The 13,817-nt window shown below is 62.3% G+C and carries 15 protein-coding genes; 8 read left to right on the top strand and 7 right to left on the bottom strand.

All coding sequences use genetic code 11. The features are described from left to right. The first annotated feature begins 22 nt into the window (after positions 1-22). The 4 genes from ACXJKE_RS18300 (at position 23) to ACXJKE_RS18285 (ending at position 3,006) form a co-directional block, all read left to right on the top strand. Positions 23-352 carry a hypothetical protein gene (locus ACXJKE_RS18300; protein WP_457282016.1) on the top strand — a complete coding sequence of 110 codons (330 nt, stop codon included), beginning with the start codon at positions 23-25 and terminating at the stop codon, positions 350-352. A 126-nt stretch (positions 353-478) separates the two neighbouring features. Continuing rightward, positions 479-847, top strand: a complete 369-nt coding sequence (locus ACXJKE_RS18295; RefSeq protein WP_457282015.1) for a hypothetical protein — start codon at positions 479-481, stop codon at positions 845-847. 108 nt (positions 848-955) lie between these two features. Then, positions 956-1,858 (top strand): hypothetical protein, encoded by a 903-nt coding sequence (locus ACXJKE_RS18290; protein ID WP_457282014.1) that lies wholly within the window; start codon positions 956-958, stop codon positions 1,856-1,858. Between the two features lie 227 nt (positions 1,859-2,085). Further along, a complete protein-coding gene (locus ACXJKE_RS18285; RefSeq protein ID WP_457282013.1) occupies positions 2,086-3,006 on the top strand; it encodes a hypothetical protein in 921 nt (306 codons plus the stop codon). A 164-nt stretch (positions 3,007-3,170) separates the two neighbouring features. Here the strand turns inward: ACXJKE_RS18285 and ACXJKE_RS18280 are convergent, their stop codons facing one another. Beyond that, complete coding sequence (locus ACXJKE_RS18280; RefSeq protein ID WP_457282012.1) at positions 3,171-3,359, bottom strand: hypothetical protein; 189 nt, start codon at positions 3,357-3,359, stop codon at positions 3,171-3,173. A gap of 204 nt (positions 3,360-3,563) precedes the next feature. On the opposite strand from ACXJKE_RS18280, the gene ACXJKE_RS18275 reads away from it, so the two are divergent. Genes ACXJKE_RS18275 through ACXJKE_RS18265 form a run of 3 tightly spaced genes read left to right on the top strand, consistent with a single transcriptional unit; the run spans position 3,564 to position 6,399 of the window. Continuing rightward, positions 3,564-4,376 (top strand): MipA/OmpV family protein, encoded by an 813-nt coding sequence (locus ACXJKE_RS18275; RefSeq protein WP_457282011.1) that lies wholly within the window; start codon positions 3,564-3,566, stop codon positions 4,374-4,376. Positions 4,377-4,415: 39 nt separating this feature from the next. Continuing rightward, positions 4,416-5,123 carry a response regulator transcription factor gene (locus tag ACXJKE_RS18270; protein ID WP_457282010.1) on the top strand — a complete coding sequence of 236 codons (708 nt, stop codon included), beginning with the start codon at positions 4,416-4,418 and terminating at the stop codon, positions 5,121-5,123. Positions 5,124-5,130: 7 nt separating this feature from the next. After that, positions 5,131-6,399, top strand: coding sequence for a sensor histidine kinase (locus tag ACXJKE_RS18265; protein ID WP_457282009.1), 1,269 nt, complete (start codon positions 5,131-5,133; stop codon positions 6,397-6,399). Positions 6,400-6,597: 198 nt separating this feature from the next. Here the strand turns inward: ACXJKE_RS18265 and ACXJKE_RS18260 are convergent, their stop codons facing one another. The 6 genes from ACXJKE_RS18260 to ACXJKE_RS18235 all read right to left on the bottom strand — a co-directional run bounded on the left by ACXJKE_RS18260 (position 6,598) and on the right by ACXJKE_RS18235 (position 12,248). Continuing rightward, positions 6,598-7,305, bottom strand: coding sequence for a B3/B4 domain-containing protein (locus ACXJKE_RS18260; protein WP_457282008.1), 708 nt, complete (start codon positions 7,303-7,305; stop codon positions 6,598-6,600). Positions 7,306-7,376: 71 nt separating this feature from the next. Further along, positions 7,377-8,276 carry a helix-turn-helix domain-containing protein gene (locus tag ACXJKE_RS18255; protein ID WP_457282007.1) on the bottom strand — a complete coding sequence of 300 codons (900 nt, stop codon included), beginning with the start codon at positions 8,274-8,276 and terminating at the stop codon, positions 7,377-7,379. Positions 8,277-8,348: 72 nt separating this feature from the next. Further along, on the bottom strand, positions 8,349-9,353 hold the full coding sequence (locus ACXJKE_RS18250; protein ID WP_457282006.1) for an ABC transporter ATP-binding protein: 1,005 nt from the start codon (positions 9,351-9,353) through the stop codon (positions 8,349-8,351). Further along, positions 9,350-10,324, bottom strand: coding sequence for an ABC transporter ATP-binding protein (locus tag ACXJKE_RS18245; RefSeq protein WP_457282005.1), 975 nt, complete (start codon positions 10,322-10,324; stop codon positions 9,350-9,352). The genes ACXJKE_RS18250 and ACXJKE_RS18245 overlap by 4 nt, the downstream gene beginning before the upstream one ends. Then, positions 10,321-11,262, bottom strand: coding sequence for an ABC transporter permease (locus ACXJKE_RS18240; protein ID WP_457282004.1), 942 nt, complete (start codon positions 11,260-11,262; stop codon positions 10,321-10,323). Before ACXJKE_RS18240 ends, ACXJKE_RS18245 begins: the two co-directional genes overlap by 4 nt. A 14-nt stretch (positions 11,263-11,276) precedes the next feature. Beyond that, a complete protein-coding gene (locus ACXJKE_RS18235) occupies positions 11,277-12,248 on the bottom strand; it encodes an ABC transporter permease (RefSeq protein ID WP_457282003.1) in 972 nt (323 codons plus the stop codon). Between the two features lie 468 nt (positions 12,249-12,716). Between ACXJKE_RS18235 and ACXJKE_RS18230 the strand changes: the two genes are divergently transcribed. After that, positions 12,717-13,760, top strand: coding sequence for a porin (locus ACXJKE_RS18230; protein ID WP_457282002.1), 1,044 nt, complete (start codon positions 12,717-12,719; stop codon positions 13,758-13,760). Positions 13,761-13,817: the final 57 nt, after the last annotated feature.

Here is a 13,817-nt window from a genome sequence, read left to right as displayed (position 1 = left end):
CCCCCTGGTTTTGTTGCATGCCTTGTCATTCGCCGGTGTGGTGTTGGGCTTCATCGCGGGAGCGCTCTACGACGGAAAACTGGCGGCCCATTTCCAGCAAACGCATCCCGGCATATGGGCAGACCTGGCGCAGCACAAGATCAAGTTTGCGGACGGCGACAGCCAGGGTGCGGCCATGCATGAATATCTCCTACGTGGCAAGCATAAAAAACTTCTGGACACGAAGCTCAATTCCATGGTTTTCAAATTCCGGATTTTGGTTGCGATTTTTTTCTGCAGCGCCATGGCCTTGATGCTTGTTCAAGACCGGGTATCCATCACCACCTATCGCGCTTGCCTTCCCTTTCTTTAAGCAAGCACGGGACCATCCCCGCTGCCGGCCAAACACGAAGCGGCGCAAGTAACATCCGCTAAATCGGCTACGTCGGCCCTATAGTCCACACTGTCAAACCATCACCCAGCATTACCGGCACTCCCCATGAACCAACCTGGCTACCTGCGCAAGCGGCCTTCCCCGTCGGACGAAAGCGAAGGCCTGCTGTGGCGGCTGGTGGCTGCGTTGGTGGCCGTGCCGCTTTTTGAGGTGTCACTGTTTCTGGGCATGTACCTGATTTATCCGTCGCGCGGTGTGGCGTATTTTTTCCTGTCGATTCCGCTGTGGATGCACGGTGTCTACGTCGGCACGGCCGTTCTCATCGGGCTGCTGTTCGGCTTTAACGGCATCACCTGGCTGCTGGGCCATCTCTTCATGACGCACCATGAAAACGAACGCAACCGGCTGGTGACAGCGCTGCTGTGGGGCGGGCTGGCGGGGTTGGCGTTTGTGGCTTCGCGCTTTGTGCCTTAGTGCCTTAGTCCGCGCGCTGACATCTGCTTGCATTGAGCCCGGCGCCGCTGGGTAACCGCTGTAATACATTCACTGCCTTCCTCACCCTTTCACATCACCTGGATACCCATGCGCCCCAGCTCCCTGCCTCTTTTTGGCACCGCACTTGCCACCTTCGCCCTCACCTTGCTGCCGCCGGCCGGCGCGCTGGCCGTTACCCCGGCTGAACAGCCGTATGTCGGTGGCTACACCCAGGGCTCGGTCGATTCGCGTGCGCAGCTGATGCTGCTGGACGACAACACGTTTTGTTTTAGTTTCATGGGCGGCTCGCTCGACATGCTGGCCGGCGGGCGCTGGAAGGCCGAAGGCAACGGTGTGCGCCTGCAGGAGGTACGGCAAAACGGCTCCGTCTTCCCCGTCTTTGGCAAGCAGGTGCTTGAGCAGAAACAGACCGTGGAGTTTGACTTTCATGGCCATTCGCTGTCTCGCGCGGTATCGGTCGCGTTTGCCACGGGCAGCGACGAGGTCTTGCCGACCAGTCTGCGCCGGCTCTTCAAGGACGGCCACAACGGCTGGTCTTCCAGCTACAAGCTGCCGCCCATGCCGGTGGCGCAAGTGCGCTACTTTTATATGGCCGATGCGGAAGTGGATGCCAACGGCCAGCCCAAGCAGCTGCGCGTGGTGCAGTACCGGCGTGGCGATGCGAACACGCTGCGCGTGGGCTACAACCCGGCGTTTGGCAACCCGCCGCTGAACCAGCTTGCCACGCTGAAGGATGGTGAGGTGCTGCATGTAGACGGCAGCCGCTTTGGCCCGCGCAAGGAGCTGCCGGAAAAAGCACTGGAAAGAATACGCTCGGCCTGCATACGGCCAGCGCTGGCGGAGCCCAAACGCCCCAGCGAAGAAGAAGCCGCAGAGATAGCGGCCGGACGCGCGACGTCCGTGAAACAGCCACCGCTGGTGCCTGTGAAAACCTTCTATCTGCCGCTGACGGCCCTGCAGGGCGCGGCGTATTTTTCTGAAGACAAGTAGGCTGGATGTGTCGCTGCGGCGGGCGCAATTTGCTACCAAATTAATAGCTGTTCGCGCAGACTCCTATTGGGCTACAGGCACTTTTTATGCTTGAAGAAGCCCAACAGGGCTGCCTCCTTCGCCCCGGGCCACTGCCGCGCACCGCAGCGCTGTTATTGATACCGGCGCAGCCAGGGCACCCGCTGTAATACATTCATTGGCTTCAACCCCCACCGGACTCACTGCCCATGCGCTCCATCTCCCAGCCTCTTGGCACCACGCTTGCCGCCATCGCCCTCACCTTGCTGCCGATGGCCGGCGCGCAGGCGCTGACTGCGGCTGAAAAGCCTTATGTGGGCGGCTACACGCAGGGCTCGGTTGACTCGCGTGCGCAGCTGATGCTGCTGGACGACAACACCTTCTGCTTTACCTTCATGGGCGGCTCGCTCGACATGCTGGCCGGCGGGCGCTGGAAGGCCGAAGGCAACGGCGTGCGCCTGCAGGAGGTTCGGCAGAACGGCGCGATCTTCCCCGCCTTTGGCAAGCAGGTGCCTGAGCAGAAGGAGACTGTGGCGTTTGACTTTCACGGCTATTCGCTTTCGAACGCAACGTCTGCCGTGTTTGCCACTTCCGGCAACGACGCGCTGCCCACCACGCTGCGCCCGCTGTTCAAGTCAGACCAGAACAACTGGTCTGACAGCTACAAGCTGCCGCCCCTGCCGGCGGCACAGGTGCGCTACTTTTATATAGGCGACGTGGAGGTGGACGCCAACCGCCAGCCCAAACGGCTGCGCGTGGTGCAGTACCGGCGCGGCGATGCGAACACGCTGGCGGTGGGCTACGACCAGTCGTTTGGCAACCCGCCGCTGAACCTGTCTGCCACGCTGAAGGGCGACGTGCTGCATGTAGACGGCAGCCGCTTTGGCAAACGCGACGAGCTGCCGGGCGAGATCCTCGAAGGCATACGCGCTGCCTGCATACGGCCGGCGCTGGTGCCGGGCGCCAAACGCCCGGCGGAAGAGGGCAGCGAAGAAGAGGCCCAGGACAAAGCCGCCGCAGCCTTGGGCAAGGTGGTGGTGCGGAATGCGCCGCTGGCGCCGGTGAAAACTTTCTATCTGCCGCTGACGGCGATGCAGGGCGCGCCGTACTTTCCCGGCACGGAGAAGTAACTCAAAGCAGGCCACGGCTGGTTACCGTGGGCGGCCGCGATTTGCTCCTGAATTAATAGCTGCTCGCGCACAGCCTTATTGGGCTGCAGCCACTTAAAATTGCGATTGCGCATTGAGGTTGGCGGACCCGCAGCCCGCGCACCACCTTTCCCGGCATCACCTCCTCATCGCTTGCGCCCGCGCAACGCGCCGGGCTTGCCAGTCCATGCGCCCAAAAAAAACATCGAAAAAAGCGGCAGCGCGGCCGTGGCGGAAGGGTCGCGCTTGAGCGGGTGCGGGTTTGTTTCGGCGCGGGCTGCGGGCTTGGCGGCCGGGGAAGGTGCGGCGTAAGGGCGGGCTTGGCGTTTTGTCATCCTGATGGGTCCGGTTTCAAAAAGGGAAAAGGAAAGCAAAGGCGGTGATGGTCGGCGCTGGCTGTCGCCGGGATGTCGCGATGCGTGCTTCCACACCGCATCCCGGCCGCGACATCTCCGCGACAGGAGCGCGGCACAGTGCGTCCCAGCCTGGCGATCCGCCGGCGGCCTTTTTCCAAAAACCGTCCCAGAGGAAATCTCCCTATGAAGCGCAAATCTGTTGTTGTTCCCGCCGGTGTGGTGTTGCTGTCGGCGCTCGCGGGCGTTACGGGCATTACGGGCGCCTATGCGCAGCCGAAGCCCGAGCCCGGGGCTTCACCCTGGGGCCTGGGTGTGGGCGTGGCGGCCCGAACCGACATTTACGCGGGCGAAAGCACGAAGCTGCGCGCAGTGCCGCTGATCAGCTACCAGGGCGAGAAGTTCTTCTGGCGCGGCATCAGCGGGGGTTACCACTTGCTCAGCCGCGACGGTTTCACATTTGATGCCACGCTGGGCGCCCGGCTGGCCGGCATCAAGAAAGATGATTTCGGTTTGGCCGAACTCGCGGCCCGGGGCATCAACCGCAACCTCCTGGAAGACCGCGACGGCGGCCTGGACCTGGGGATTGCCGGGTCCTTCAAGGGCCAGATGGGCGTGGTGGAGCTGGCGCTGAAGGCCGATGTGTCGGGCGCGAGCAAGGGTTACGAGGCCTCGGCCAAATACGGCTACCCGCTGCAGTGGGGATCGACCACGATCACGCCCAACATCGCGGTCAGCCATTACTCGGCCAAGCTGGCCAACTATTACTACGGAACACTGGACACGGAAGTCGCCCGCGGTGTGGTGAACTACAAGCCGGGCAGCGCGGTGATTCCGCGTGTCGGTATTGAGGTGATGCGGCCCTTTGCCGACAAGTGGATTCTGGCGGGCGGCCTGTCTTACAGCGCGCTGCCAAACAAGATCCGCAACAGCCCCTTGGTGGACAGGGACGCTAATGGAGTAACTTCTGTTTTTGTCGGGGTTTCGAGGAAATTCTGACGCCGCCGCGCCACCACGCGACCGAGATAGAGGACCGAGATGGACATGATTGAAGGCCCGCTAAGCATCCTGATCGTCGAGGACAACGCGCCCATGGCGGCGAATATCTACGACTACCTGGAAGCTTGCGGCCACAAGCCCGACGCCGCGCCCGATGGCAAATCGGGGCTGGGCATGGTGCAGGCGAATCACTACGACGCGATCGTGCTGGACTGGATGATGCCGCGCATGGACGGCCTGACGATGCTCACGCAGCTTCGGGGCGAACTCAAGTCCAGGACGCCGGTGATCATGCTGACGGCCAAAGACCAGCTGGACAGCAAGCTGCAGGGCTTTGAAGCCGGGGCCGACGACTACCTCGTCAAACCCATCGCGCTGCCGGAACTTGAAATGCGGCTGCGGGTGCTGGTGACGCGCAGCCATGCGGCGCAGGCCCCGGGGCAGGTGCTGGAAGTCGGCGACCTGCGCTTCAACCTGCAGTCGCTGGTCGTGACCCGGGGGGACCGCGAGCTGTCGCTGTCGCCGATCAAGCGGCAGATACTGGAGGTCTTGATGCGACGCTCGCCGCACGTCGTGAGCCGCGAACACCTGGAGTCGCAGATCTGGGGCGAGCGCACACTGGACAAGGACATCCTGAGGTCGCACATGCACCTGCTGCGCAAAGAGGTCGATGGCGAGGGCGCCCCGAAAATCCTGCACACCGTGCTCGGGCAGGGCTACAGCTTGCGGGTGCAGGATGGCGAATAAACCACGCATGTTCGACCTGCATTGGCGCATCAGCGCCCTGTTCGTCGCTTTCGGGGTGTTGCTGGCCCTGGGTGTCATTGTCTCGGTCGGCTTCGGCCAGGTGATGATCACGCACCCGGTGTGGGAGCAGATACTGCGCTCGACCACCCAGCATTACATTGCCGGCAGCACGGGCAAGCAACCCGTGCCTTTGCCGACACAGGGCGCCTACAAGGGATGGCACCTCAAGAGCGGCACGGCCTTGCCCGCCGACATGCCGCCCTACCTGGCCACGCTGCCCGCCGGGTTCTACAGCGAACAGGATCTGGACCGGTTTGACGAGCACGACTACGCGGCCCTGGTCACGCCGGTCGCGGACGGCCGCGTGGTCACGGTCATTGACATGACCGACATCGAGCAGCTGCAGAACAAGGTGGGCATCGGGGGCTTGATCTTTGTGCTGGTCAACCTGGCGCTGGTGGGCGCCACGCTGCTCTGGCTTCACGGCAGCCTGCGCAAGCCGGTCAGGGCCCTGGCGCAACGCATGGAGGCCCTGGATCCGGAGCAGCCCTTGCAGCGGCTGTCGGTTGATTACCCGCAGGCGGAGCTGCACGACATCGCGGTGCAGGTCAACCGCCACCTTGAAAGGGTGGAGCGCTTCATCGAGCGGGAACGCAGCCTGCTGGACCAGGCCAGCCATGAATTCCGCACCCCGGTCGCCGTGATCAGCGGCGCGGTGGACGTGCTGGCCAAACAGGCGCTGCCCACGCAGGCCAAAGGCCCGCTGGACCGGATTCGCGGCACAGTCGACAACCTGACCGAAACCATGGGCGCCCTGCTTTACCTGTCGCGCGAGCCGGATGGCAACGCGAGGGTGGAGACCACCCGGGTCGACCTGATTTTGCAGGAGCTGATGCAGGACCATGAGCACCTGCTGGCCTTCAAGCCCGCGCGCTATGTGCTGGTGGAGTGCGTCAGCCTTTCCGTCGATGCGCCGGAAGCGATGGTCAGGATCGTCATTGCCAACCTCCTGAGGAATGCGGCCGAGAACACGCAGAAGGGGGACGTCACGGTCAGCCTCACGCCGCAAATGCTGCGGGTGAGCGACTCCGGCGAAGGCTTCGACGCGGTGGAGGCCGCGCGCAGCTACAGCGCGGCCTTGCAGACGTCCATGAAGCCCGGCGGCGGCCGGGGGCTGGGGCTGTTTTTGACGAAGCGGATCTGCGAGCGCTTCAAATGGTCGCTGGCCATTTCGTCGGCGGTGAGCAAAGGTTCGGTGGTGGATATCCGCTTCTAGTTTCCAGCTTCTGGTTTCAGGCATTCACCGTGCCCGGAAAAGACGCGGGGTAACGCAGGGCGGCAGCAACGCCGGGCGGGCAGGACGGCCGCATGTTGCTACCAAATTAATAGCTGCTTGCGCACATTCTTATTGGGTTGCAGCCACTTTTTATGCCTGGAAATGCCTTGAAAAGGCCTCAATCAGACCCTGCGACCTTTATCCACCCGGAAAATCAAACTGCGGCGCGGTGCTGCTGAGCACCGCGGTGACGGGCGCGGCCGGCCAGGCGGCGGCCAGCTCGGTGGCAAGTGTGCTGATGAGGCGGCGCACGTCATCTGCCGCCGCGGCGTGCAGGGCCTCGGCCACGATGAGCACGCTGTGCGTGGCGGCGCTGACGGCCGAGAGGCCGCTTTGCCGATTAGTCCAGCGGCGGGCGTGGGCTGCGGGCGGCTGGGCGGCGTCGGCAAAGATGACTTCGTGCGGCTCGGGGCTTTCTGTTTCGCCGCTGAAGGCCTGGTAGCTTTCAACGCCGGTGGCGTAGCGCACCTCCAGCTGCTGCGCCACCCGGGCCACGTCAAACACGGCGACGGGAATGGCGAACGCAATCGACACGGCGTTGCACAGGTCGACCAACGGGTGCAGCTGCGGCAGCGAACCTTCCTTGCGAAAGCGGCGCAGCAGTGATTCAGACGCGCAGCGGTACTGCGTGGGCTTGTGGCCCATTTTGGAAAAAGTGCGGCGCCAGGCCTGCACTTCGGGCAGCTCGCCTTCAGCACAGCCGGCAAGGCGGCTGGCAGCAATGGCGTTGAAACGGGCGACCTGGGCGGAGACGTCTGCATCGGCGGTGATGCCGCTGGCGGCCAGCACACCGGGCACCAGCTCGGGGTAGTCGGCCCAGATAGCCGGGGAATGGCGGAAGAACATGCGCGGCTGCCTTTTTTTAAAAAGTGAAACAGCGGCCAGCATGCCGCCGCGCGCACCAGCCGTCTTGAACGTTATTGCAGCGAGCTTTTGGCCATGGCCTGCTGCCAGGCGCCGGGCGTGAAGCCGAACTGGCGGGCGAACAGCCGCGTCATATGGCTCTGGTCGGCAAAGCCGCAGGCCGCAGCTGCCTGCGCCAGCCCGGCGCCGCTGCGGATGAGGCCGCGCGCTCGCTCGGCACGCTGCTGCAGCAACCAGGCGTGGGGCGTGAGGCCGAAGGCCCTTTCAAAACGGCGCAGCAGCTGAAACTTGCTGAGGCCGGCCGTGCGCGCCAGCTCCGTCAATGTGGGCGTGGCGAGCAGATCAGCAGCCAGGTGGTCGCGGGCGCGGTGCAGCTCAGGCGAAGAAGGTGAGGTGGACGATGAGACTTGCGATTGCGTGACAGGTGAAACGGCATGACGGTGCAGCAGCAAGGCACAGGCGCGGACCAGCGCCTCTTCACACGCGAGGGGATCTGCACCGCGGCGCCCCGCACCGGCGTCCCACTGCTGCAGGTGGCCGAGCAGGTGTTGCAATGCTGTGCGCAGGCGCACGTCCTGCGCGACGGGGCGCGTGAGTTCGATGTCGGTGGCCCGCGAGGTGTCTTCCGCATCAGCCACAAGGGACGCGATGACCGCAGGCTCAAAGTACAGCATGCGCCAGCGCCGCGAAGGGCCGCCCAACGGCCGGCCGTCATGCACTTCACCGGGGTTGCACATGATGACGTCACCTGCATAAGCATCAACCGGGCCGCGGCCACTGGCCGAGCTTTGCGCGCCCTGCTCCATCAGCCCTACGCCATACACCGCATGCCAGTGGCGGCCAAAGTGGCGCGCGCTTTCCATCTGCGTGGCGTAGATGCCTGCCCACGGCGAGCCGAAGACACGGCCCTGGTGGGCGGATGATGCGGATGCGGATGCGGATGCGGAGGGCATGGGCGTCATGATGCCTCGGGAATGCGCGGCGCGCCAGCCCTCCTGGCGCACTCTCAAGGCGGCACCCTGGTGTCAGGGCTCCGCAGCTTTTGAAGTGGTGGTATTCAGATGGCAGGCCGAGATTTGCGATGCCGCGACCTCAATCAGGGCCGGCCGGACTTCCCGGCAAATGGGCATGACATGCGGACACCGGGGGTGAAACGCGCAGCCGCTCGGTACATTCATGGGGCTCGGCATCTCGCCCGCAATCGGCCGGTACGTGAGCGGCTTCGCGTCCATGCGCGGCGCGTCGGCAATGAGTGCCTTCGTGTAGGGGTGGTTGGGTTGGCTGAAGAGCGTTTCCGTTTTGGCCAGCTCCACGATGCGGCCAAGGTACATGATCGCCACCCGGTCGGCCAGGTATTCCACCACGGCCAGGTTGTGGCTGATGAACAGGTAGGCAAGGTTCTGCTCTCGCCTGAGCTTCTGGAAAAGATTGAGCACCTGCGCCTGGATGGACACGTCAAGCGCCGAAACGGCCTCGTCACAGACGACAAGCGACGGCTTCAGGGCCAGCGCCCTTGCGATGGCAATTCGCTGCCGCTGCCCACCCGAGAACTGGTGCGGATAGCGTTCGCCGTAACTGGCGTCAAGACCCACCTGTTCCAGGAGGCCCCGCACGAAGGGGGCCTTGTCCTTTGCGGAAATCAACCCGTGATAGATCGCCGCCTCGCTGAGGAGCTGATCAACACGCAGCCGCGGATTGAGCGAGCCGTAGGGATTCTGGAAGACCATCTGGACGTTTCGATGGACATCCGAAAGATAGGGCTTGCCTGGCACCTGGTGAACCACAACGTCGCCGCTGGACGGTTCCAGAATGCCCGCAACAATCCGCCCGAAGGTTGATTTTCCGCAGCCCGACTCGCCCACCAGGCCGACCACCTCTCCCGCCTCGATCTGCAGGCTGACGTCGCTGACCGCGGACACCTGTTTGGGCGTCTTGCGAGCCAGCTTCAATTTGTGCGCCAGTTGCCCGCTCCAGGTTTGCGCGGCGCCAAACCGTTTCGAGACATTGGCCGCTTCAAGTATCGTGGTCATGAGTTGTGGGTGGTATAGGGATGAAAGCAAAGAAACTCCCGGTCATCTGTCCGGGTCAGGCCGGGCATCTTTGTGCACGCTTGCGTTGCCCGGCTACAACGGGGTGCGAACGCGCAACCGGACGGCAGGTTGAGCAAGGGCGGCGTACTTCCGGGAATCGGCTTGAGCAGGGAACCGCGATCCTGTGACTTGGGCAATGAGTCGATCAAGCCGCGTGTGTAAGGATGTCTCGGCGACCTGATCACGTCTGCGACCGCGCCTTTCTCAACAATGCGGCCGGCATACATCACGCACACGTAGTCGGCGAGGTCTTTCACCACACTCAGATCGTGCGTTATCCATACCAGTCCCGTTCCGCGCTCTTTTGTAAGCTTGCGGATCTGGTAAAGAATCTGCGCCTGGATCGTGACGTCCAGGGCGGTCGTCGGCTCGTCGGCGATGATCACGGCCGGCTCATTGACGATGGCGTTTGCGATGGCGATTCGTTGGCGCATGCCACCCGACAGTTCATGCGGATACGCCCGCATCCTTTCGGCCGGCGCCGGAATTCCCACCGCGGCCAACGCGGCGCATGCACGCTCCGTGGCATCTGACCGGGATACTTTGGCGTGAATCCGGATGGTTTCCGTCAACTGGTCTCCCACCCGAATGACAGGGTTGAGCGACATCATGGGATCCTGGAAAACCATCGCCATCTCTTTGCCCCGAATCCTGTTCCATTCGCGGGCGGAGACAGAGCGCAGGTTATTTCCCCGAAGGAGAATTTCACCGGAAACGATTCGACCGGGAGGATCCACCAGATTCATCAGGGACATTGCCGTCACGGACTTCCCCGATCCCGACTCGCCCACCAGGGCAACGATTTGCCCTTGCCCGACCGAGAAGGAAACGTCGTTCACCGCCCTGGCGACACCGGCCTTGGTCTCGAAATGGGTGGTGAGCCCATTGACCTTTAACGCACTGGTGCTCATACCTGATCCAGCTTGGGGTTGAAAACAACACGCAGACGATCACCGATCAGGTTGATCGACCCCACCAGGAGCACCAATGCCAACCCCGGATAGACCGAGATCCAGTATTTGTTCGTGAGCATGTACTCGAAGCCATTGGCAATCAGCAACCCCAGCGAGGGTTCTGTCTGGGGAAGCCCTATGCCCAGGAAGCTCATCGTTGCCTCCAGGCTGATGGCGTGTGCCGTCTGCAGGGTGCCCGTGACGATCAGCGTTCCCATGCAGTTCGGCAGCACGTGCCTGAACATGATTCGCCTGGGGGGCAGGCCTTGCCCCATCGCTGCCTCCACATACTCTTTTTGTTGCTCCACCAGCGCGGCCCCGCGCACGTTGCGGGCGTAGTACGCCCATTGAACAATGATCAGGGCCAGCAGGGTCTTGTCTACGCCCTGGCCCAGCGATGCCAAAAGTACCAGCGCGATCAGGATGGCCGGCAGGCTCAGTTGCAAGTCAACGATCCGCATGAAAAACGAATCAACACGTCCGCCAAAGTAGGCGGCCGTCAGGCCCACTGTTGTTCCGATACAAAGTGCGGCCAATGCACTGAGAAGGCCGACAGCCATGCTGATGCGAAGCCCATAGAAGATTGCGCTGATCAGGTCCCGTCCGGCGCCATCGGTGCCGAGGACATGCAGCATTCCGGTCGCTTCGCTGCGCGCACCTGGGATGAGTTCCGCGTCCACTATCGATACGGAGGCCAGGTCGTACGGATTTTGCGGTGAGAAAAGCGGGGCGCCCAGTGCCACGATGAGCAGCAGCCCAAAGACGACAAGCGCTACCGACGCGATTTTGCTGAGCAGGAATTGCCGCCGGATCCGGCTCCACGGGGTTTGCGCCGGCTGCGCCACTGGCAGGTCCGCCAGTTTTTCTTCCGGATTCAATGATTCGGTCTGGATCATGGGTCACCTCATTTTTATTTGCTGCGGGCTCTGAGCCGGGGATCAAGAATCACATACAGGAGATCCACCAGAAGGTTGATGGAGACCACCAGAAGAACGGTGACCATCAGGTAGGCCACGACAACCGGCCTGTCGAGATGAAGGATCGAGTCAATGATGAGTTTGCCCATGCCTGGCCACGCAAAGACCGATTCGGTCACCACGGAGAAGGCAATGAGGTGACCGAACTCGAGCCCGACGGCGGTGACAACGGGGATCATCACATTCGGGGCGATGTGTCTCGCCAGGAGCCTTAACCCGGACACGCCTTTGGCGCGCGCAAACCGCACGTACTCCTGTTGCACCACATCGCGGGTTCCGGTCTCCGTCAGGCGGATCACCATGGCAATCTGGAATATCGCAAGCGTCGTCGCCGGAAGGATCATGTGCTTGAGGCCGTCCCATGTCAGGAAGCTGAAGGCGACACCAAAGAGCTGTTCGGTGTCGCCTCGCCCGCCTGACGGAAGCCATCCGAGGTTCACCGAAAAGATGAGGATGAGGATGAGCCCCTTCCAGAACGTGGGAATGGTGACCCCTGCGATTGAAAATCCGGCAATGAGCTTGTGAACCCAGGAGTCCGGCATCAAGCCCGCGACGAGCCCGAGAGGGATACCGATGGCCAGTGCCAGTATCAGCGCAACAAACGCCATCTCCAGGGTTGCGGGCATGCGCTCCAGAACAATTCCCAGCGCCGGCCGGTTGAAGACAAACGATTTGCCAAGGTCTCCCTCGACCGCATGCTTCACAAACAGTGCGTATTGTTCGTATATCGGCCGGTCCAGCCCCAGGCTGCGCGCCGCGACCTCTACCTCTTCGGTGGAGGCATTCGGGCTGACGAGCAGGTGTATGGGGTCGCCAATGAGGTGAATGCCCGTAAATGCGATGGCAGACATCAGCGCAACGACGACCAGGCTGTCGCGCATTCGCTGGAATATGGGCCCAAACATCAGATTGCGTCCTTATCTCTGCCTGCGACACGGGCCAGTAAGCACCTATATCGCACGCTACTTCGCTCGAGCCCGCGGTTCCCACCCAAGGAAACCGCAACAGACCCTCTATTGCACGTCACTTCCATCAAAAACTCCAGTCAACGGGAGGCCTCCCGCTGATACGTCACGTTCGCACAACTGCTCGCAATTTAGAGGCCAACCAACACCCTTGCCAGCTTTCACCTTGTGCATTCGCGGCAACAGCGCCGCGAAATTTCTTGACAGTCATCACCGCTTCATGATCTAGTTGTAACGCTGTTTGATACAGTGTATCGCTAGTCAATACAAAAAAGCAAGCGAGTTTTTCGGGATTTATGACGGTCGGCGAGGAGGGAAGCAGGAAAGACCTGGGCGAACTGCGCCCGTGAGCACCCATGCGGCGGCGAATGATTCGCCGCCATTTACAAAACTTTTCAGGAGTGAGAAATGAAATTGAAGATAGCCTGCCTGGCTGCGATTGGCGCCGGCGCAATAACCGCAATAGCCCCCGTCGCCGCGCTGGCGCAAAGCACGGTAACGATCTACGGGAGGATGGACACGAGCTTTGAGAACTCAAAGACCGGCTCCGTCACTCAGACTTTGATCACGGGCAACGCGTCCCGGTTCGGAGCCAAGGGAACCGAGGACCTGGGGGGAGGGCTGAAAGCGCTCTTTGGCCTGGAGATGGGAATCTCTTCGGATACCGGCGCGTCAAGCTCGCCCGTCTACCGCAACTCTTACGTCGGCATCAGCGGCGATTTTGGCGTGGTCAATATCGGCCGCATCGACTCGGCCGCGCCCAGCCGCACGCCGATCTATGCGATCCTGGGCCGCAACGTGGAGTACGTCATCCACGATGCCGGCGCCACCGCGATTGGCACCTCCATCTTCAACGCGCGCACACGTGTCTCGAACGCCATCGGCTATGCCAGCCCGGTGATCAGCAACTTCGTCTTCCGCGCCGGCCATTACTTCAATGGTGAAGGCCTGCCGGAAACCGCGGCCGGCCCGGTCCGCTTTGAAAGCGACTACAAGCAGACCGATGTCTCGCTGAGCTACGGCGAAGGCGGCGGCCCGCTGGGTCTGGGCGTCGGCTACGGAAGGGACAGCAAACGTGGCGGCGCCTTGCTCAATGATTTCAGGAACAAGTGGATGCTGGTGGGCTCCTACGACTTCGGGGATATCCGGGCCTGGGCGGTCTACAACCGTGACAACTTCCAGGGCAATGCGCTGTCGCGCAGCAAGGTGGATGCGCAGATGATTGGTGCCTCCTGGGACATCACGCCCAGCAGCAAGGTCATGGCCAACTACATCCGCAAGGATGTCCAGAGCGATCCGGCGGGCAAGCTCAAGCGCTTCCAGGCGGGCTACTCCTACAAGATGAGCAATCGCACTTCGCTGTACGGCTTCTATGACCGCTCGGACCCGAACAACCGCGTTGCCAATGACGTGATCCGCGTGTACGGGGTTGGCATTCAGCACAACTTCTGAGCGCCAGGAGCTGGCGTAACTAGCTGATACGCAAAGCCCGCCTCCGGCGGGCTTTTG

The sequence above is a fragment of the Polaromonas sp. P5_D5 genome, from assembly GCF_054049435.1.
This window is presented reverse-complemented; position numbering and strand designations above follow the sequence as displayed.

What these genes read in the sequence shown, in the direction of transcription:
- ACXJKE_RS18270 (WP_457282010.1), top strand. Translation starts at nt 4,416, where the DNA reads ATGGACATGATTGAAGGCCCGCTAAGCATCCTGATCGTCGAGGACAAC.
- ACXJKE_RS18260 (WP_457282008.1), bottom strand. Translation starts at nt 7,305, where the DNA reads ATGTTCTTCCGCCATTCCCCGGCTATCTGGGCCGACTACCCCGAGCTG.
- ACXJKE_RS18245 (WP_457282005.1), bottom strand. Translation starts at nt 10,324, where the DNA reads ATGAGCACCAGTGCGTTAAAGGTCAATGGGCTCACCACCCATTTCGAG.
- ACXJKE_RS18290 (WP_457282014.1), top strand. Translation starts at nt 956, where the DNA reads ATGCGCCCCAGCTCCCTGCCTCTTTTTGGCACCGCACTTGCCACCTTC.
- ACXJKE_RS18280 (WP_457282012.1), bottom strand. Translation starts at nt 3,359, where the DNA reads ATGACAAAACGCCAAGCCCGCCCTTACGCCGCACCTTCCCCGGCCGCC.
- ACXJKE_RS18230 (WP_457282002.1), top strand. Translation starts at nt 12,717, where the DNA reads ATGAAATTGAAGATAGCCTGCCTGGCTGCGATTGGCGCCGGCGCAATA.
- ACXJKE_RS18235 (WP_457282003.1), bottom strand. Translation starts at nt 12,248, where the DNA reads ATGTTTGGGCCCATATTCCAGCGAATGCGCGACAGCCTGGTCGTCGTT.
- ACXJKE_RS18275 (WP_457282011.1), top strand. Translation starts at nt 3,564, where the DNA reads ATGAAGCGCAAATCTGTTGTTGTTCCCGCCGGTGTGGTGTTGCTGTCG.
- ACXJKE_RS18240 (WP_457282004.1), bottom strand. Translation starts at nt 11,262, where the DNA reads ATGATCCAGACCGAATCATTGAATCCGGAAGAAAAACTGGCGGACCTG.
- ACXJKE_RS18250 (WP_457282006.1), bottom strand. Translation starts at nt 9,353, where the DNA reads ATGACCACGATACTTGAAGCGGCCAATGTCTCGAAACGGTTTGGCGCC.
- ACXJKE_RS18265 (WP_457282009.1), top strand. Translation starts at nt 5,131, where the DNA reads ATGTTCGACCTGCATTGGCGCATCAGCGCCCTGTTCGTCGCTTTCGGG.
- ACXJKE_RS18295 (WP_457282015.1), top strand. Translation starts at nt 479, where the DNA reads ATGAACCAACCTGGCTACCTGCGCAAGCGGCCTTCCCCGTCGGACGAA.
- ACXJKE_RS18255 (WP_457282007.1), bottom strand. Translation starts at nt 8,276, where the DNA reads ATGCCCTCCGCATCCGCATCCGCATCCGCATCATCCGCCCACCAGGGC.
- ACXJKE_RS18285 (WP_457282013.1), top strand. Translation starts at nt 2,086, where the DNA reads ATGCGCTCCATCTCCCAGCCTCTTGGCACCACGCTTGCCGCCATCGCC.